Source organism: Cellvibrio sp. OA-2007 (assembly GCF_000953825.1).
Classification (GTDB): Bacteria; Pseudomonadota; Gammaproteobacteria; order Pseudomonadales; family Cellvibrionaceae; genus Cellvibrio.
The window spans coordinates 226,688-243,994 of record NZ_BBUL01000097.1 but is presented as its reverse complement, the minus strand read 5'-3'; the positions used below and the strand labels follow the sequence as shown (position 1 = coordinate 243,994).

Sequence of the window (17,307 nt, the reverse complement as noted above, 5' to 3'; positions counted from 1 at the left end):
ATGAAGCAAACCGAGCAATAACAATAAGCTACCAATGCTGTTAGAGGTGTTTCATATGGCAGATCGTGAGATGGGCACTGTTAAATGGTTTAACAACGTGCGTGGATACGGTTTTATAACCAGAGGAGAAGGAGGCGAGGATATTTTTGTACACTACAGAAATATCCGTGCGGAAGGTTACCGCTCATTAGCTGAAGGTCAAAGTGTTGAGTTTCAGTTGCAACAAGGTGATAAGGGCTTGCAGGCAGAAGATGTTATTTTGCTGAGCTGATGTAAACTTCACTCAGGATTTCCCAACTCTCAAAATAAAAACACCGGCACTGGCCGGTGTTTTTTTTGGGGGAAGCAAAAAATAATTATTGCCCTGCTGGTGTTGAGTAGGGCGTGATTTGAATAATGACATTCAATACTGGATGATCTATGTAGTGTACTTCGCTGCTACGCATATCGCGCTCTTCTTGCAGTAAAATAATTTGCCGCGTCACAAAATTATCCACTTCGGGCTGCGTCGCATTGCCTTCTATATTTCCGCTCGACCATTGGCTGTTTTCATTTGCCAGGGCTTGTTCCAATTCTGCTTCTATATCGGAATCCAATGAAAAATTATGGGTTGCTGTTGTTGTATAGTTCGGGCGCAATGGAATTTCTGGCCAGGTTTGGGTGATTTCTTGGCCGACATTGAGATCAAATTGCGTTAGCCATAAATTGGTTTGCAGCTCCAGATAAGTGGCCACACTTAAGCGAATACTACCTTCCAATGCTTGATGTTGGCCAAAAGTTCGGCCGCCATTAATGAGGATGGCTTTGGAGGATTTTTTATTGGTGATGATTTGCCGCCAGGCATTGTGAAACAAAACCTCAAAATTCGGGCTGCGCTGTAATTTTTGCGCTTGTGCATTTAATTGCCGTTCACTAGCGGGTAGCAAATAAAAGGCTTCTTTGGTGAGATCTACCGTTGCCGTACTACCGGTGATGCCAGTTTCGGTAGCGGCGGGATCTTTCAACTCGACCCATTTGGCGGGGTAGCGCAATTTAATGTTGCTGGGCCAGTGTTCTTGCCCGGAATCGTCTTTTCGCGCTACAACTATCATCTCAACTTGATACCAGCCCTCGTGCGTTCGCGTTTGTGCTTGAGTGGACAGTGCCAGCATTGCGCTTACAAAAACCGCAGTCACGCCAAGTAATGTTGATAGGTGTTTTATTGATTGAGAAACCATAAATTAATTCCACCAGTAATTGATAAGAGTCGGCATTATTTGCCAGTCATCAAGTGATCTAATAAATCGACAACGGTTTGGATGCGCTTTTCAGTCGCTTCCAAGTCCATGGTAAATTTCAATTGATTGGCGCCTTCCAATTTATAAATGCGCGGCTGGCTTTGAACCAGTTTAACTATTTTGAGTGGATCCACCCGGGTATCGCTGGAGAACTCAATTTTTCCGCCCCGCGCGTTAGCTTCCAGTTTGGTAATGCCGATGGTTTCGGCAGTAATTTTAATTTGCGTAACTCGGAACAAATTTTTGATCGGTTCGGGCAGCATGCCAAAACGGTTGATCATTTCTACTTGCAGGTCGCGCAGGGCTTCTTCGCTGTCGGCATTAGCCAAGCGTTTGTACATCACTAGTCGTGTGTGCACATCAGGCAAATAGTCGGCGGGAATGAGTGCTGGAATGCGCAGATTGATTTCAATCGCTTCGCTCAGTGCTTTTTCTAGATCTGCTTGTTTGCCTTGGCGGATTGCTTTTACCGCGCGATCTAGCATATCCATATACAGTGAGAAACCGATAGTTTGAATTTGGCCACTTTGTTCATCGCCCAGCAGTTCACCGGCGCCGCGAATTTCCATATCGTAGGTTGCCAACGTAAAACCAGCGCCCAAATCTTCTGCTGCGCTGATGGCTTCAAGACGTTTTTGTGCATCGTCGGTCATTGAGCGACGATCAGGTGTTAGTAAATAGGCGTATGCCTGATGGTGCGAACGGCCGACACGACCACGCAATTGGTGCAATTGCGCGAGGCCAAATTTATCGGCGCGATTGATAATAATGGTATTGGCGCTGGGGATATCGATACCCGTTTCGATAATGGTGGTGCACACCATAATGTTAAAACGCTTGTGGTAAAAATCTGACATCACCCGTTCAAGATCGCGCTCACGCATTTGCCCATGGCCAATACCAATGCGCGCCTCAGGAATTAACTCTTGCAGTTCGCGCGCTACTTTTTCAATAGTGTCGACTTCGTTATGCAGATAATACACTTGTCCACCGCGCAAAATTTCCCGCAGTATCGCCTCTTTTATAGTGGCTTCATCGTAGGTGCGCACAAAGGTTTTAACCGATAAGCGCCGCGCCGGCGGTGTGGCGATAATCGATAAATCGCGAATGCCGGCCATCGACATATTTAATGTACGAGGAATCGGCGTTGCCGTGAGCGTGAGAATATCGATTTCTGCGCGCAGTGCTTTGATCTGATCTTTTTGCCGCACACCAAAACGATGTTCTTCATCGATAATTAATAAACCGAGATCTTTAAATTTAATATCGGGCGATAAAAGTTTATGGGTGCCGACTACTATATCCACTTTGCCTTCCGCTAATCGCTCCAGTACTTGATTCACTTCTTTAGTGGTACGAAAGCGCGAGAGCACTTCAACGGTGATGGGCCAATCGGCAAAGCGATCTTTTAATGATTCATAGTGTTGTTGTGCAAGCAGGGTGGTCGGCGCAAGAATGGCAACTTGTTTACCGCTATGGCTGGCAATAAATGCCGCACGCATAGCGACTTCTGTTTTACCAAAACCAACATCGCCACACACCAAGCGATCCATAGGTTTGGATGAGAGCATGTCCTCCATTACAGCTTCAATTGCGCGCTGCTGATCTGCAGTTTCTTCAAACGGAAAACTTGCAGAAAAAGCTTCATAAGCAATTTTAGGGTCGGGAAATTTATGACCTTTGCGAGCGGCGCGGCGCGCGTAAACTTCCAATAATTCCGCGGCAGTATCGCGAATTTGTTCGGCGGCTTTGCGGCGTGCTTTTTGCCATGACTCGCTGCCCAGTTTATGCAGTGGCGCCAAGTTATCTTCAGCACCGCCATAGCGGCTGATTAAGTGCAGACTAGTTACCGGAACATACAGTTTGGCTTCATCAGCGTATTCCAGTGTTAAAAACTCGTTGGTTTGATTGTCGATGGTGATAGTTTCCAAGCCGCGATAGCGGCCGACACCGTGATCGATATGTACCACCGATGCGCCGATTTTTAATTCGGTGAGGTTTTTAACCACCAAATCAGCGTTGTCTTGCGTTTGTTTGCGGCGGCGCTGTTGTTGAATGCGCTCACCAAATAACTGCGCTTCGGAAATTAGCGCAATTTTAGGCTTGGTTTGTAGTAATCCCTGTTCAAGGGGGGCAACGGTGATTGCGAGCTTTTCGTTGTGAGTAAGAAAGTCGTGCCAGCTCTCTACTGTTGTTGGACGAACACGAATGCGGCCCAATAATTCCAGTAAGGTTTCCCTGCGCCCAGCCGATTCAGCACAAAATAAAACCTTGCCATCAAATTCCATTAAAAAAGCTTGAATCGCGGCGAGCGGATTATCGGCTTGCGCGCGAATCGGTAGTGATGGTGTGGCGGCGGTGGCGAAATTGTAGTTGCCGGGTTTTTCTTCCAGCGTTGCAGATTCTATAAAGGTGCGCGGGTAATTTTTCAGATTGCCAAAAAATTCATCAATCGCCAGATAAATATCCCGTGGTGCGAGCAGTGGGCGCAACGGATCTACACGGCGGCTTTCATAGCGACGCAATAATTCGAGCCAAAAATTTTCGGCTGATTTTTCAATGTCGCCCAGCGCATAAATTTGGGTGTCAGTAGGCAGGTAGTCAAACAGCGTGCTGCAGGCATCAAAAAATAACGGCAGATAATATTCGATACCGGGTGGCGATATGCCTGCGCTGACATCTTGAAAGACTGGACATGCTTTGTGGTTGACATCAAAGCGTTCGAGCCACTTTTGTTTAAATAGGCCAATGCCGGTTTTGTTGAGAGGAAATTCTTTTGCTGGGAGCAATTGAATTTTATCGACCTTGTCGATAGTGATTTGGGTTTCCGGATCAAAGGTGCGCAGGGTTTCGATTTCGTCATCAAATAAATCGATGCGATAGGGCAGCTCGCTGCCCATGGGGAAAATATCCATCAGCGAACCGCGCACTGCAAACTCCCCGTGCTCGTAAACCGTATCGACGCAGTGATAGCCCGCACGTTCCAGGTTGTGGCGCAACTGATCGGCGTCGAGTTTTTCCCCAACCGAAACCATCAAGCTGTTGCCAACCAAATAGGATTGCGGCATGAGTCGCTGCAGGAGTGTGGTTACCGGAACAACGAGAATCCCCTGTTTTATGCCGGGCAATTTATAGAGCGTGCTTAGACGCTCGGAAATAATGTCCTGATGCGGGGAGATAGTATCGTAGGGCAGGGTTTCCCAATCGGCGAGATGTAATACCGGCAGTGGATCTTGTCCTTTTGCAAAAAACGAAAGTTCGGTTTCCATCCGAATTGCAGCACTGGTGTCGGCAGTGACTACCAAGCTTAGACCTTGGTAAGTCTTGGCGGCATTTACAATCGTAAGTGCCTGGGCGCTACCAAAGAGCTGGCCCCAATAGTGGCGATTGCCAGATTTGCTTGAGATAGGGGGATTGCTTGTAAGTTGCTGGGTCATAAAGCGTTTATTAGTTATACATTCATTTGGGTGGCGGGCATTTTACCTGTGTTATGCGGCTTCTTGGGTGATCAATAGGTAAATAAAAGCTTAATGATGATTTGCTGCTAGGCTTAACCAGTACTTCTTGTAGATGAGAAATGTTTTCATTGGTATTTTTATTGCTGGCAATATAGGCAAAAAGAATTCGAATTCAACGAAAACGCGAGTAAAACGTGCATCAAATCGATGCATTGCTATGGTGCTTGGTCTGGGTGGCGTTTATAATTCGCGGGTTTTACTAGGGCTAACCAAAACTTCTCAGAAATCAATCTCTTGTGTGTTCTCTGTGCTTCTCAGGGCAGATGTTGATGCAGGATGTTGAATGAAAGTTACTGGCTCTATGCTCCATTGGTTTATTTGCAGCGTAAATAAACACTGGCGCGCTCGCATCAAGCACGTCCTCCACAAAGTCTTATTCAGTTCCCGCCAGGAAGTAACTGAATAATGACAGTTGGTTTATCGCTTGCTGCATTCCCATGGCCTGGTTTACCAGGTCCACATCCACACGAACGACTAGGCAGAGACGTATGATAAAGATTCGTCGAGGATTGGATTTGCCCATTACCGGCAGCCCCAATCAATCTATTGAAGATGGCCCGCAGGTTCGCCAAGTAGCTTTAATCGGGTTTGATTACCATGGTATGAAGCCCACTATGGCGGTACAGGTTGGTGATAAGGTTAAACTTGGTCAGGAACTGTTTTCTGATAAAAAGACGCCCGGTGTTATCTACACGGCTCCAGCATCAGGCATTGTTAGTGCAATTAATCGCGGTGATCAGCGTGTATTCCACTCAATTGTTATTGATGTGGAGGGCAATGATGCAGTCGAGTTCGCCAAGTATTCAGCGGCTGATTTGGCTGGTTTGACACGTGAGAGTGTGCAACAAAATTTGGTGCAATCCGGTCTTTGGTCTGCATTGCGCACGCGTCCTTTCAGCAAGGCTCCCGCGTTGGATTCAAAGCCCAGCTCGATTTTTGTGCAGGCGATGGACACCAATCCACTTGCTGCTAATCCACAGGTTATCATCGCCAGCAAAAAAGAAGCGTTTGCGAATGGTTTGACAGTGTTAGCGCGCTTGACCGAAGGTAAAGTGTTTGTATGTCATGCCGAAGGTGCAGATCTTCCTAAAGGGCAAGGTAGCAATATTGTTGCTGAGGCTTTTGCTGGTGTTCATCCTGCTGGCAACTCGGGTACGCATATCCATTTCCTTGATCCGGTTAGTGCACATAAAACTGTGTGGACTATCGGTTATCAAGATGTAATTGCTGTTGGTGAGTTGTTTACTACCGGTCAGTTAAATGTTGATCGCGTAGTTGCACTTGCTGGCCCACAGGTTGAGCGTCCACGTTTGGTGCGCACTCGCATCGGTGCCAACTTGAGTGAATTGACTCAAGGTCAAACCAAATCCGGTGAGAATCGTGTTATTTCCGGCTCGGTGTTTGGTGGCCGTCGCTCTCATGGAAACTTGAGCTTCCTTGGACGTTTTCATAACCAAGTCAGTGTATTACTCGAAGGTCGCGAGCGCGAAATGCTGCATTACTTGCGTGCTGGCACCAACAAGTTCTCGGTAATGGGAATTTATTTGTCTAAGCTGCTCCCTTCAAAAGTATTCAACTTTACTACTTCAACCAATGGCTCCGAGCGCGCTATGGTTCCGGTAGGCTCTTATGAGAAGGTTATGCCGTTAGATATTCTGCCAACTCAACTGTTGCGCGCGCTAATTGTGGGTGATACCGAAGCGGCACAACAACTGGGTTGTCTGGAGTTGGACGAAGAAGACTTGGCATTGTGCACATTTGTGTGCCCTGGCAAGTATGAATACGGTCCAATCCTGCGCAATAACCTTACACGCATTGAGCAGGAGGGCTAATTGATGAGTCTGAGAAAATTACTCGATAGTATTGAGCCGCATTTCCATAAAGGCGGTAAATATGAAAAGTGGTATTCACTTTATGAAGCTATAGATACCGGGCTTTTCAAGCCGGCTGATGTCACTAAATCCACCTCTCATGTGCGCGATGGCATTGACCTGAAACGTATCATGATCACTGTGTGGCTGTGTGCTTGGCCAGCAATGATTTTTGGTATGTATAACGTTGGTTTGCAAGCAAACACTATTTTGGCTGCGACAGGCGCAACGGGTATCGATAACTGGCATGGCGCTTTGACTGCGATGTTCGCTGGTCATAATCCCGACAGTATCTGGGACAATTTGGTGCTGGGTGCTGCTTACTTCCTTCCTATATACGCGACTGTGTTCATTGTCGGTGGTTTTTGGGAGGTGTTATTTGCTACCACGCGTGGTCATGAAGTGAATGAAGGTTTCTTTGTAACTTCCATCCTGTTTGCCTTAACCTGTCCGCCCGATTTGCCTTTGTGGCAAGCGGCTTTGGGTATCAGTTTTGGTGTGGTGATTGGTAAAGAAGTTTTTGGTGGTACTGGCAAAAACTTCCTCAACCCTGCACTGACTGGTCGCGCATTCCTCTTCTTTGCTTATCCGGCAGAAATGTCAGGCGAAGCGGTGTGGACTGCAGTAGATGGTTATACAGGTGCAACTACACTTTCTATTGCTGCTCAGCAGGGTATGGATGCAGTAGTTAATCATGTTAGCTGGTTAGACGCATTTATCGGCTTTGAGCAAGGCTCTATTGGTGAAACGTCTGCATTGGCATTAATGATTGGCGGTGTTGCGCTGCTGATTATGGGTATCGCATCAACTCGTATTGTTCTAGGTGTTTTGGCGGGTGCAATCTTAACCACGCTACTTTATAACTGGGCTGGTTCTGGTAGTAGTAATCCCATGTTTCAAATGCCATTTTGGTGGCATTTGGTAATCGGTGGTTTTGCATTTGGCTTGTTCTTTATGGCCACCGACCCTGTATCTGCTTCTATGACTGATACAGGCAAGTGGATTTATGGCGCGTTAATCGGATTCATGGTGATTACAATTCGTGTCGTTAACCCGGCTTATCCAGAGGGCATGATGTTAGCTATTTTGTTTGCAAACATGTTTGCACCTACTATCGACTACTTCGTCGTTCAATCCAATATTAAACGGAGACTGGCGCGTGGCTAACCAACAAACAGCAAAATACACTATCGCAGTCACATTGATTATGTGTCTTGTGGCTTCTATTTTGGTGGCTGGTTCCGCAGTGCTTTTAAAGCCTGTGCAGGCCGCCAACAAAGCGCTCGACTTTAAAACCAACGTACTCAAAATTGCAGGTATTTATGATGCCTCGCAGTCTATTGATGCGCAGTTTGAGAAAGTCGAAGTGAAAATTATCGATTTAGAAACTGGTAAGTTTACAGATGCAATATCCGACGTGGATAAATTCGATCAAACCGCATCTGCTAAAAAGCCGGAGCTGTCGGACAAGCTGGGTGCAGAGCTGGATATTGCAAAAATAATTCGTCGGGAAAAATACGCCAAAGTATTTTTGGTAAATGACGATAATGGGCTTTCCAAAGTGATACTTCCAGTACGTGGTTATGGTCTATGGTCAACCATGTCTGGTTTTGTTGCATTGGATAAAGACTTGAACACTGTTCTTGGTTTTGGTTTCTATGATCAAAAAGAAACACCAGGATTGGGTGGCGAAGTTGATAACCCAAAATGGAAGCAATTATGGATTGGCAAGAAGATTTACTCGGAGTCAGGCGATGTTCTTGTCAGTGTAGTTAAGGGGCATGTCGATGATTCAACACCTGATGCTGAACATAAAGTGGATGCTCTTGCAGGAGCCACTTTGACTAGTAATGGTGTGAGCAATTTGATGAAATTCTGGATGGGCGATAATGGATTTAAACCTTTCCTGACCAATTTGAAAAATGGAGAGGCCTAATCATGAGCAGCAAAGCAAAAGATCTCCTCGTCAAACCCATTTTGGAAAATAACCCAGTTATTTTACAAATTTTGGGTATCTGCTCCGCGCTTGCGGTGACATCTAGTGTGAAAGTCAGTTTGGTTATGGCAATCGGTTTGACTCTGGTTTCAGCCTTTTCAAATCTTTTTGTATCTTTGGTGCGCAATTATTTGCCAAGCAGTGTACGTATTATTGCGCAAATGATCATTATCTCTGCATTGGTTATTGTGGTAGATCAGGTCTTGAAAGCCGTGGCCTATGACATTAGTAAGCAGCTTTCAGTATTTGTAGGTTTGATCATAACCAACTGTATTGTGATGGGGCGTACTGAAGCATTTGCGCTGAAGAATCCTCCGGTACCTAGCTTTTTAGATGGTATTGGTCACGGTTTGGGTTACTCGGTGCTGTTAATTGTCATTGCGACCGTCCGTGAACTGTTTGGTGCTGGCAAATGGTTTGGCATTCAAGTTCTACCAACTATATCTGATGGTGGTTGGTATGTGCCTAATGGTTTGCTGTTACTGCCCCCAAGTGCGTTTTTTATTATTGGTATTATTATTTGGGCGATGCGTACCTGGAAGAAAAATCAGGTAGAGAAAGAATCATTTAAAATTTCGCCTAACTCCATCAAGACTCAGGAGATCGCATAATGGAACATTTTTTAAGTTTGTTTGTGCGCTCCGTCTTTATTGAAAATATGGCGCTGGCATTTTTCTTGGGCATGTGTTCTTTTTTAGCTATGTCTAAAAAGATTAACGCGGCAATTGGTCTTGGTATTGCGGTAATTGTGGTGCAAACCATTACCGTACCGGCTAACAATCTGATTTTGACTTATCTGTTGAAAGAGGATGCATTGGCTTGGGCTGGCGTCACCGGTGTTGATCTGACCTTCCTGAGTTTTATTTCTTTTATCGGTGTGATTGCAGCAATCGTACAGATTTTGGAAATGGTTATGGATAAGTTCTTGCCCGCACTTTACAACGCACTGGGTGTGTTCCTGCCGCTGATTACCGTGAACTGTGTGATCATGGGTGGATCGCTGTTTATGGTTGAGCGCGATTATCACTTCGGTGAAAGTGTGGTGTATGGTTTGGGTTCAGGTACAGGTTGGGCAATTGCGATTGTATTGCTGGCCGGTATTCTTGAAAAAATGAAATATTCCGATGTGCCAGAAGGTCTGCGTGGCTTGGGCATTACCTTTATCACCGTGGGATTGATGTCATTAGGCTTTATGTCTTTTGGCGGCATTTCCCTCTAAGAGAGACGAGGAATAGAATTCAATGAATATCGAGATTGTATTAGGTGTAGTCATGTTCACCGCAATCGTCATCGCGCTGGTGGTGGTGATTCTTGTGGCCCGCGCCAAATTGGTAAATAGCGGCGATGTGCAAATTCTCATCAATGATGAGAAAACAATTACCGTACCTGCTGGTGGTAAATTGTTGCAGACACTGGCTGCCAATAATGTGTTTTTGGCATCTGCTTGCGGCGGCGGTGGTAGTTGTGCGCAATGTAAATGTGTGGTGAATGAAGGTGGCGGTTCAATTTTGCCAACCGAAGAGCCGCATTTTAATCGTCGTGAACAAAAACAAGGCTGGCGTTTAAGTTGTCAGGTTCCTGTTAAGCAAAACATGACTATTCATGTACCGGAAGAAGTGTTTGGTGTTAAACAGTGGGTTACTACTGTTGAGTCCAATCCTAACGTTGCCACCTTTATTAAAGAGCTGACTTTGCGTCTGCCTGAAGGTGAGAGTGTAGACTTCCGCGCTGGTGGCTATGTGCAGCTTGAATGCCCACCGCATCATGTTAAGTTCTCTGACTTTGATATCGAGCCTGAGTATCGTGGCGATTGGGAGCGTTTTGGTTTCTTTAATCTGGAATCAAAAGTGACTGAGCCAGTTATTCGTGCCTATTCGATGGCAAATTACCCTGAAGAAAAAGGTGTAGTAAAGTTCAATATTCGTATTGCAACTCCACCGCCTAAATCACAGGGAATTGCACCGGGTCAAATGTCTTCATTTGTATTTAGTTTAAAGCCGGGTGATCACATTACAGTATATGGTCCATTTGGTGAGTTCTTTGCCAAGAAGACTAATGCTGAGATGGTGTTTATTGGTGGTGGTGCAGGCATGGCGCCTATGCGTTCACACATTTTTGACCAACTGCGCCGCTTGAAAACTGATCGTAAAATGTCGTTCTGGTACGGTGCGCGCTCTTTGCGTGAACTGTTCTATAAAGAAGATTACGATATGCTGCAAGCTGAGAATGAAAACTTCAAATGGCATGTCGCTTTATCTGATCCTCAGCCAGAAGACAACTGGAATGGTATGACTGGGTTTATTCATAATGTACTTTATGAAAACTATCTGAAAGATCATCCGGCACCAGAGGATTGTGAGTTTTACATGTGTGGTCCGCCAATGATGAATGCCGCTGTGATTAAAATGTTGAAGAGTCTGGGTGTTGAAGACGACAATATTTTACTCGACGATTTTGGTGGTTAATGAAAAGGAAAACGAGGCTGGGTAACCGCCTCGTTTTTTCTTTTGTTGGTTGGTATTTTTAATGTGAAGTAAAGGCTTTATGCCTAGGGGTTAATTATGGCTGTTCTTATAGTTACCTTACTGGTGATGTTGTTTGTGGCATTTGCATTGTCAATCAATGTGCTTGCAGGTAGACGGCCTGTGTCCGGTTCCTGCGGTGGTGTAGGTAAAGCGTTGGGTGACCCAAATTATGTCTGCGATTTGTGTGGTGGTGATGAGGCAAAGTGTGCTGAAGAAAAAGCAAAGCCATCAATGGTAAAGAGTGACAATAGCGATCTTTCATACGATGCCAGCAAACAAAAGGAATAGTTGTTGCTAGACTAAAGTCATCACAATCAATCCTGTCATTCGGTTAAGGGGAATAAATTGACTGGTCGTAAAAAATCGGCAGATCACAATTATGATCTTTTAGTTATAGGTTCCGGCCCATCGGGCGAAGCTGCAGCTATAGCAGCGGCTAAGGCAGGAAAACGGGTCGGAGTAGTAGAGAACAGGGCGGTTGTAGGCGGAAGCTGTGCGCATAAGGGAACAATTCCTTCTAAATCACTCCGTCATGTGGTTAAACAAATTATTCAATTCAAAAGTAATAGTTTGTTTCGCGAAATTGGCGATAGTCGCCGCTTAACCTTTCCGCGTGTATTGCAATCTGCAGCAAAAGTAATTCCTAAGCAGGTCGAATTACACACCAGTTTTTATGTGCGTAATCGCGTTAATGTGCATATTGGTCGGGCATCATTTATTGATGCTAATACGGTGAGCTTGCTGCAGTTAGATGGAGGCATTGAAATTATTTCTGCCACCAATATTGTGATTGCTACTGGTTCAAGCCCCTATCGCCCAGCTGATGTTGATTTTAATCACCCTCGTGTGTACGACAGCGATACCATTCTGGAAATGCAGCACACGCCGCGGCACATCATTGTTTACGGTGCCGGCGTTATTGGTTGCGAATACGCTTCGATTTTTTCTGGTTTGGGCATGCGTGTTGATTTGATCAATAACCGCGAGCGATTGTTGTCATTTCTCGATGATGAAATTTCTGATGCACTGAGTTATCACCTGCGCGATAGCGGTGTCACTGTTCGCCACAGCGAAGAATTTGAAGCGATTGAAGCAAGTGACTCCAGCGTGACTTTATTTTTAAAGTCCGGCAAGCGGCTTAAGGCCGATGCCATTCTTTGGTGTAATGGCCGTAGTGGCAATACGGATGCATTGAATCTTGAGGCGGCAGGCCTTACGGCGGATCATCGCGGTAATTTAAAAGTTGATAATTGCTATCGCACCCAGGTTCCCAATATTTATGCTGTAGGCGATGTGGTAGGTTGGCCGAGTTTGGCGAGTGCGTCTTATGGCCAAGGGCGTGCGGTATCAGGCGGTATTTTTGGTGAAGGATGCCAATTAGTGCAGGATGTTCCCACCGGTATTTATACCCTGCCAGAGATTAGTTCAGTGGGTAAAACTGAAACTGAATTAACACAAGCGAGAGTGCCTTACGAAGTGGGGCGCGCCCTATTTAAAAATACAGCTCGCGGTCAAATCAGCGGCGAAGACGTAGGTATGCTGAAACTATTATTTCATGTAGACACCTTGGAAATTCTCGGTGTGCATTGCTTTGGTGCTGAAGCAGCCGAGATTGTGCATATCGGACAAGCGATTATGACGCAGAAGGGCGGAGGCAATAGTATTCACTATTTCCTCAATAATATTTTTAATTATCCCACCATGGCTGAGGCGTATCGTGTTGCTGCACTGGATGGCGTGAATCGAATTAGTCGTCGTTAGTTTGCCTCGGTGGCAGCAATAAAAAAGGGCACGAGTGATCGGGCCCTTTTTTATTGAGTCAAATTTGTGTATCGCCCAGTGCTGATTTTACTCGGCTGGATTTACCTTTGGGTGAAAGTTTCGCACGCAGTGAATCACCGTATTGTTATCAAAATAAACGGTAAATTCTTGATATTTCCAGCGTGAAATAGGTGGCTGACCTTTAGCGGGAATCTCTTCTAATGGTGCGCCAAACAGCGCTTTAACGCGCTCTTTACTCATGCCTTTGGTTGGCATGTCGACAAGCACTTGGTCTTTGGCTTGCTCACCAACAGGAATGCGAATTTCTTCTGCGGTTACGTAATGGATTTGAGCGGCAAATCCTAATGAGCAGGTTAGGGCGATACTAAGGAGTTTGCGCTGAATCATGGCTGATAAAACACCTTGGTGCATGGGTTAACAGTAGGGTTTATTGCAGATAGTGTTGGTTCTTGCGACGTTCGGCCATTTGCGCACGCATGATTTGTTGGCCGATTAACTGCTGTTGCGCATCGGTCACGCTATGAAATTTTGCCGCAATTTGATATTCGCCGGTGTTACTGGGTTCACAGCGAATGATTTTTGCAAAAAGCACCATGCCTGCGTTGCTGGGTAAAAATATCAACCTCAAGGCGATATGGGAGTTGGCTTCTAGATGCCTTGAGCTGCCAAAAGCTATACCGCCTTCACTCAGGTTTACTTGTTTAATCGTTTTGGAGGGAGGCAACGGCTTGGAATCTTGCATCAGCTGTTGGCTGATAATATCTATCTTGCGGTTGAGGTTATGCAAGTACTCCCCAAGTGCGCGGCTGGTATCTTTGATTTGGTGAAATAGGTGAGCGTTGTCATTATCGAGCTTGCGCAACTCGGCAAAGAGTTTGAGTGAGGCCGTATTAGGGAACTGCAATTCAGCCGCAGCGGTATTTGCAGTAATCTCATCAACCTCTTTGAATTCAATGGCGATACTTTCATCAATACGAAAGTAACTACGACGCTCACTCATATCCTGAATCTTCCAAATTTTGTGATGCAGTAAACATAGCACAGCCAGCGATATGTGGCGCAGCTTTATCGAGTGCTCTAGCGGTTTTGCTTGAGCAAATGGAGCCAATTGGGTTTAATGCGCCCATGCTAAAAAACATCCCCCTTTATATCGGCTTGCGCTATACCCGCGCCAAGCGCCGCAATCAGTTTATCTCCTTTATTAGTGCCTTCTCGTTGGTGGGCATGGCGCTGGGGGTCATGGCATTGATTATAGTGCTGTCGGTGATGAATGGCTTTGGTCGCGAAATGCACGAACGTATTCTCAGTGTGATCCCCCACGGTTTTATCGATCAGCTTCCCGCCTTGGATGATTGGCAAGAATTGTCTGCTCAGGTCAACCAACATCCGCAAGTTGTTGCTTCTGCCCCCTATATTGCCAGTATTGCCATGGTGAATTATGCGGGTGGGGTTGATCCGATAGAGCTGCAGGGCATATTGCCCGAAGCGGAAGCGCAGGTATCAATTGTCGATCAGCGTATGCTGGTTGGTTCGATGGCACAGTTGCAGCCAGGTGAGTACGGCATTGTCATGGGGCGTATTTTGGCTGCCCGATTAATGCTGACACCTGGTGATAAAATCCGCATTATCTCGCCTGAAGTCAATATCACTCCGATGGGTGCTTTTACCCGCTCGCGCAGTTTTACCCTGGTCGGTGTATTTGAAGTGGGCGCGCAGGTGGATAGCACGCTAGCATTAATTCATGTTCAGGATGCGCAAAAATTCTTGCGTAAAACCGGGGTGCAAGGGCTGCATGTAAAAACTGACAATATGTTTACTGCCGCAAAAGTGATGAGTGAATTGCGCGCTCAATTGGGTGATAACTATAGAGTCAAAGATTGGAGTCAAACTCAGGGCAGCTTATTTCAAGCGGTGAAGATGGAGAAAATTGTCGTAGGTGCACTGCTGATGATTATCATCGCCGTGGCGGCGTTTAATATAGTGTCCAGTCTGGTGTTGATGGTGGCCGACAAGCGCTCGGACATTGCGGTGCTGCGCACCATGGGTGTCAGTGCGCGACAAATCATGGCTATTTTTATAGTGCAGGGCAGTGCGGTTGGTTTTTTCGGAACCTTTATCGGCACAGTTGTAGGCTGTATTGTCGCCTCTTCGTTAACACCCATTATGAATGCAGTTGAATCAATGTTGGGTATGCAAGTGTTTGACCCAGATGTGTATTTCATCACTCAGTTACCCTCAGTATTACTTTGGCAAGATGTCGCATTGATTTGTGGTGTCGCATTGCTGCTCAGTTTTATCGCCACCCTTTATCCAGCCTATCGCGCTGCACAAATTGAACCTGCGGAGGCTCTGCGTTATGAATAATTCCACTCCTGTTTTAATTTGTCAGCAGGTCAGTAAAAGTTATCGTCAAGGCGCGCTCTCGGTCGATGTGTTGCGCAATGTCAATTTCCATATTCAGCCCAGTGAGCGAGTGGCGATTGTCGGAGCATCTGGTTCTGGCAAATCTACCTTATTAAATATCCTCGGCGGTTTGGATGTGCCTGATGCTGGCGAAGTGAGTGTCGCGGGTGAGCGTTTATCGCACCTGAGTGCCGATGAACGCGGTCGTTTGCGCAATCGCAGTTTAGGTTTTGTGTATCAGTTTCATCATTTGTTACCGGAGTTTACTGCACTGGAAAATGTGGCTATGCCGCTCTTAATTGGTAAACAACCCATGGCCATTGCCAAGCAGCGTGCGCAGGAATTATTAAGCCGCGTAGGTTTAGCCAAACGGGTTGATCACAAACCCTCCGAGCTTTCAGGCGGCGAACGTCAGCGAGTTGCAATTGCGCGTGCGCTGGTAACCAACCCTGCTTGTGTTTTGATGGATGAACCAACGGGCAATCTCGATAGCCACGCAGCAGAGGCAATTCAAGCGCTCATGCTGGAACTAAACCAATCGATCGGCACCAGCTTTGTGGTAGTGACTCACGACCCGCGTCTCGCCGCGCGTATGGACCGCACCCTCACGCTCGTCGATGGTGCGCTGGTTGGCGCAGAGGCTAATTAATGTTTAACCGCTATGTTTTTTTGGTGGGTACTCGCTACGGTATTGCGCAGGGGCGTAATCATTTAGTCTCATTTATTTCGCGTTTATCCACTGCGGGTTTGGTGATTGGTGTTGCCTTGTTAATTTTGGTGATGTCGATTATGAATGGATTCAATAAAGAGCTGCGCGACAATATTTTAGGTGTTATGCCACAAGCGATGATTTATCACCGCTACGCGATTGAACATCCCGAGCAATTAATTGCCGATTTGAAACAGCATCCGCGTGTGGTCGCCGCGTCACCTTTTGTGCAATTGCAGGGGCTGTTGAGTTATCAAAAAAGTGTCGCACCGGTAAATATTTTTGGCATAGATGCTGAGCAAGAAATTACGACATCCAAGCTGCCTCAACTTCTGCCCCCTGGCACTTTGGAGCAGCTAGCTGTTGCTGAAGCCGGTATTGTGATAGGTCGCGGTGTCGCAGAAAAATTACAAGTGGCAGAGGCTGATTCCATAAGTTTGATTATTCCTGTCGAGGGCAATTCCTCACCGCGCATTAAGGTTGTCACTGTAATCGCCATTTTTGATACCCATAGTGACGTCGATAATGCGCTGGCCTTGATGGATATTCAAACCGCTGCTGATCTAGCGGGTTACCCTGGTCAAATTAGCGGTGTGCGTTTGAAGGTGGATGATGTGTTTGCGGCACCGGAAATCGTGCACAACATTATGCAAACGTTACCAGCTGATTATTATGGCTCCAGTTGGATGCGCACTCACGGCAATGTGTACCAATCGATTCAAATGTCCAAAAATTTGGTTGGTATGTTGTTGTTTTTAATTATTGCTATTGCCGCATTTAATTTAGTGTCCACCTTGATTATGGTGGTGGTTGATAAACAGGGCGACATAGCCATCCTGCGCACCATGGGTGCATCTACTAAGGAAATTATGGCGATTTTTATGGTGCAGGGCGGTTTGATTGGTTTGATCGGCACCTCAATTGGCTTAGTTCTGGGGTTGACTCTCTCTTATTTTGTGACGCCACTGGTGCAATTTATCGAGAAAATTTTTGGTGTTCAGTTTTTGCATTCCGATGTATATCCCATCACTTATTTGCCATCGGAAATGGTTGCGGGTGATATTGCCAAGGTGGTCTTTACGGCGTTACTGATTAGTTTTTTTGTGAGTCTTTATCCAGCGTGGCGAGCCAGCAAAATTCAACCCGCAGATGCGTTGCGCTATGAATAGACGCATGCGCGGCTGAAGTTCTAGTTTTATATCAAAATTTGTTAGTTGGTTCCTGTT

The 17,307-nt window shown here is 46.1% G+C and carries 16 protein-coding genes; 12 read left to right on the top strand and 4 right to left on the bottom strand.

The window, feature by feature from the left end; genetic code table 11:
- Positions 1-55 precede the first annotated feature (55 nt).
- Positions 56-271: a cold-shock protein gene (locus AWU77_RS19490; RefSeq protein ID WP_062067559.1), complete on the top strand. Its 216-nt coding sequence runs from the start codon at positions 56-58 to the stop codon at positions 269-271.
- 85 nt (positions 272-356) lie between these two features.
- Here the strand turns inward: AWU77_RS19490 and AWU77_RS19485 are convergent, their stop codons facing one another.
- Positions 357-1,217 carry a CsiV family protein gene (locus tag AWU77_RS19485; RefSeq protein WP_062067556.1) on the bottom strand — a complete coding sequence of 287 codons (861 nt, stop codon included), beginning with the start codon at positions 1,215-1,217 and terminating at the stop codon, positions 357-359.
- Positions 1,218-1,252: 35 nt separating this feature from the next.
- Complete coding sequence (gene mfd / locus AWU77_RS19480) at positions 1,253-4,714, bottom strand: transcription-repair coupling factor (protein ID WP_062067553.1); 3,462 nt, start codon at positions 4,712-4,714, stop codon at positions 1,253-1,255.
- 569 nt (positions 4,715-5,283) lie between these two features.
- On the opposite strand from mfd, the gene AWU77_RS19475 reads away from it, so the two are divergent.
- From AWU77_RS19475 to sthA, 8 genes are all read left to right on the top strand, one after another.
- Positions 5,284-6,627: a Na(+)-translocating NADH-quinone reductase subunit A gene (locus tag AWU77_RS19475; protein ID WP_062067550.1), complete on the top strand. Its 1,344-nt coding sequence runs from the start codon at positions 5,284-5,286 to the stop codon at positions 6,625-6,627.
- Positions 6,628-6,630: 3 nt separating this feature from the next.
- Positions 6,631-7,833: an NADH:ubiquinone reductase (Na(+)-transporting) subunit B gene (locus AWU77_RS19470; protein WP_193747563.1), complete on the top strand. Its 1,203-nt coding sequence runs from the start codon at positions 6,631-6,633 to the stop codon at positions 7,831-7,833.
- Complete coding sequence (locus tag AWU77_RS19465; protein WP_062067544.1) at positions 7,826-8,602, top strand: Na(+)-translocating NADH-quinone reductase subunit C; 777 nt, start codon at positions 7,826-7,828, stop codon at positions 8,600-8,602. Before AWU77_RS19470 ends, AWU77_RS19465 begins: the two co-directional genes overlap by 8 nt.
- Positions 8,603-8,604: 2 nt before the next feature.
- On the top strand, positions 8,605-9,273 hold the full coding sequence (locus AWU77_RS19460) for an NADH:ubiquinone reductase (Na(+)-transporting) subunit D (RefSeq protein WP_062067541.1): 669 nt from the start codon (positions 8,605-8,607) through the stop codon (positions 9,271-9,273).
- Entirely contained in the window at positions 9,273-9,881 is a 609-nt protein-coding gene (gene nqrE / locus AWU77_RS19455) for an NADH:ubiquinone reductase (Na(+)-transporting) subunit E (RefSeq protein WP_062067538.1), read from the top strand. Before AWU77_RS19460 ends, nqrE begins: the two co-directional genes overlap by 1 nt.
- Positions 9,882-9,903: 22 nt before the next feature.
- Complete coding sequence (gene nqrF, locus AWU77_RS19450; protein WP_062067535.1) at positions 9,904-11,127, top strand: NADH:ubiquinone reductase (Na(+)-transporting) subunit F; 1,224 nt, start codon at positions 9,904-9,906, stop codon at positions 11,125-11,127.
- Positions 11,128-11,223: 96 nt separating this feature from the next.
- Complete coding sequence (nqrM, locus tag AWU77_RS19445) at positions 11,224-11,475, top strand: (Na+)-NQR maturation NqrM (RefSeq protein ID WP_062067532.1); 252 nt, start codon at positions 11,224-11,226, stop codon at positions 11,473-11,475.
- Positions 11,476-11,532: 57 nt separating this feature from the next.
- On the top strand, positions 11,533-12,948 hold the full coding sequence (gene sthA, locus AWU77_RS19440) for a Si-specific NAD(P)(+) transhydrogenase (protein ID WP_062067530.1): 1,416 nt from the start codon (positions 11,533-11,535) through the stop codon (positions 12,946-12,948).
- Positions 12,949-13,035: 87 nt separating this feature from the next.
- Here sthA and AWU77_RS19435 read toward each other — a convergent pair whose 3' ends face one another.
- Together AWU77_RS19435 and AWU77_RS19430 are read right to left on the bottom strand one after the other, a co-directional pair.
- On the bottom strand, positions 13,036-13,356 hold the full coding sequence (locus AWU77_RS19435; RefSeq protein WP_084618559.1) for a hypothetical protein: 321 nt from the start codon (positions 13,354-13,356) through the stop codon (positions 13,036-13,038).
- A 40-nt stretch (positions 13,357-13,396) separates the two neighbouring features.
- On the bottom strand, positions 13,397-13,969 hold the full coding sequence (locus tag AWU77_RS19430) for a PilZ domain-containing protein (RefSeq protein ID WP_062067527.1): 573 nt from the start codon (positions 13,967-13,969) through the stop codon (positions 13,397-13,399).
- A 125-nt stretch (positions 13,970-14,094) separates the two neighbouring features.
- Here AWU77_RS19430 and AWU77_RS19425 point away from each other — a divergent pair, with 125 nt between their 5' ends.
- From AWU77_RS19425 to AWU77_RS19415, 3 genes are read left to right on the top strand one after another with little or no spacing between them, the layout of a single operon-like run.
- Positions 14,095-15,333, top strand: a complete 1,239-nt coding sequence (locus AWU77_RS19425) for a lipoprotein-releasing ABC transporter permease subunit (protein ID WP_062067524.1) — start codon at positions 14,095-14,097, stop codon at positions 15,331-15,333.
- Positions 15,326-16,021, top strand: coding sequence for a lipoprotein-releasing ABC transporter ATP-binding protein LolD (lolD, locus tag AWU77_RS19420; RefSeq protein ID WP_062067522.1), 696 nt, complete (start codon positions 15,326-15,328; stop codon positions 16,019-16,021). The genes AWU77_RS19425 and lolD overlap by 8 nt, the downstream gene beginning before the upstream one ends.
- Positions 16,021-17,250, top strand: a complete 1,230-nt coding sequence (locus tag AWU77_RS19415) for a lipoprotein-releasing ABC transporter permease subunit (protein ID WP_062067521.1) — start codon at positions 16,021-16,023, stop codon at positions 17,248-17,250. The genes lolD and AWU77_RS19415 overlap by 1 nt, the downstream gene beginning before the upstream one ends.
- Positions 17,251-17,307 lie beyond the last annotated feature (57 nt).

Excerpts from the sequence above, each read along its gene's own strand:
- AWU77_RS19490 (WP_062067559.1), top strand. The coding sequence starts at position 56 with ATGGCAGATCGTGAGATGGGCACTGTTAAATGGTTTAACAACGTGCGT.
- AWU77_RS19485 (WP_062067556.1), bottom strand. The coding sequence starts at position 1,217 with ATGGTTTCTCAATCAATAAAACACCTATCAACATTACTTGGCGTGACT.
- mfd (WP_062067553.1), bottom strand. The coding sequence starts at position 4,714 with ATGACCCAGCAACTTACAAGCAATCCCCCTATCTCAAGCAAATCTGGC.
- AWU77_RS19475 (WP_062067550.1), top strand. The coding sequence starts at position 5,284 with ATGATAAAGATTCGTCGAGGATTGGATTTGCCCATTACCGGCAGCCCC.
- AWU77_RS19470 (WP_193747563.1), top strand. The coding sequence starts at position 6,631 with ATGAGTCTGAGAAAATTACTCGATAGTATTGAGCCGCATTTCCATAAA.
- AWU77_RS19460 (WP_062067541.1), top strand. The coding sequence starts at position 8,605 with ATGAGCAGCAAAGCAAAAGATCTCCTCGTCAAACCCATTTTGGAAAAT.
- nqrE (WP_062067538.1), top strand. The coding sequence starts at position 9,273 with ATGGAACATTTTTTAAGTTTGTTTGTGCGCTCCGTCTTTATTGAAAAT.
- nqrF (WP_062067535.1), top strand. The coding sequence starts at position 9,904 with ATGAATATCGAGATTGTATTAGGTGTAGTCATGTTCACCGCAATCGTC.
- nqrM (WP_062067532.1), top strand. The coding sequence starts at position 11,224 with ATGGCTGTTCTTATAGTTACCTTACTGGTGATGTTGTTTGTGGCATTT.
- AWU77_RS19435 (WP_084618559.1), bottom strand. The coding sequence starts at position 13,356 with ATGATTCAGCGCAAACTCCTTAGTATCGCCCTAACCTGCTCATTAGGA.
- AWU77_RS19430 (WP_062067527.1), bottom strand. The coding sequence starts at position 13,969 with ATGAGTGAGCGTCGTAGTTACTTTCGTATTGATGAAAGTATCGCCATT.
- AWU77_RS19425 (WP_062067524.1), top strand. The coding sequence starts at position 14,095 with ATGCTAAAAAACATCCCCCTTTATATCGGCTTGCGCTATACCCGCGCC.
- lolD (WP_062067522.1), top strand. The coding sequence starts at position 15,326 with ATGAATAATTCCACTCCTGTTTTAATTTGTCAGCAGGTCAGTAAAAGT.
- AWU77_RS19415 (WP_062067521.1), top strand. The coding sequence starts at position 16,021 with ATGTTTAACCGCTATGTTTTTTTGGTGGGTACTCGCTACGGTATTGCG.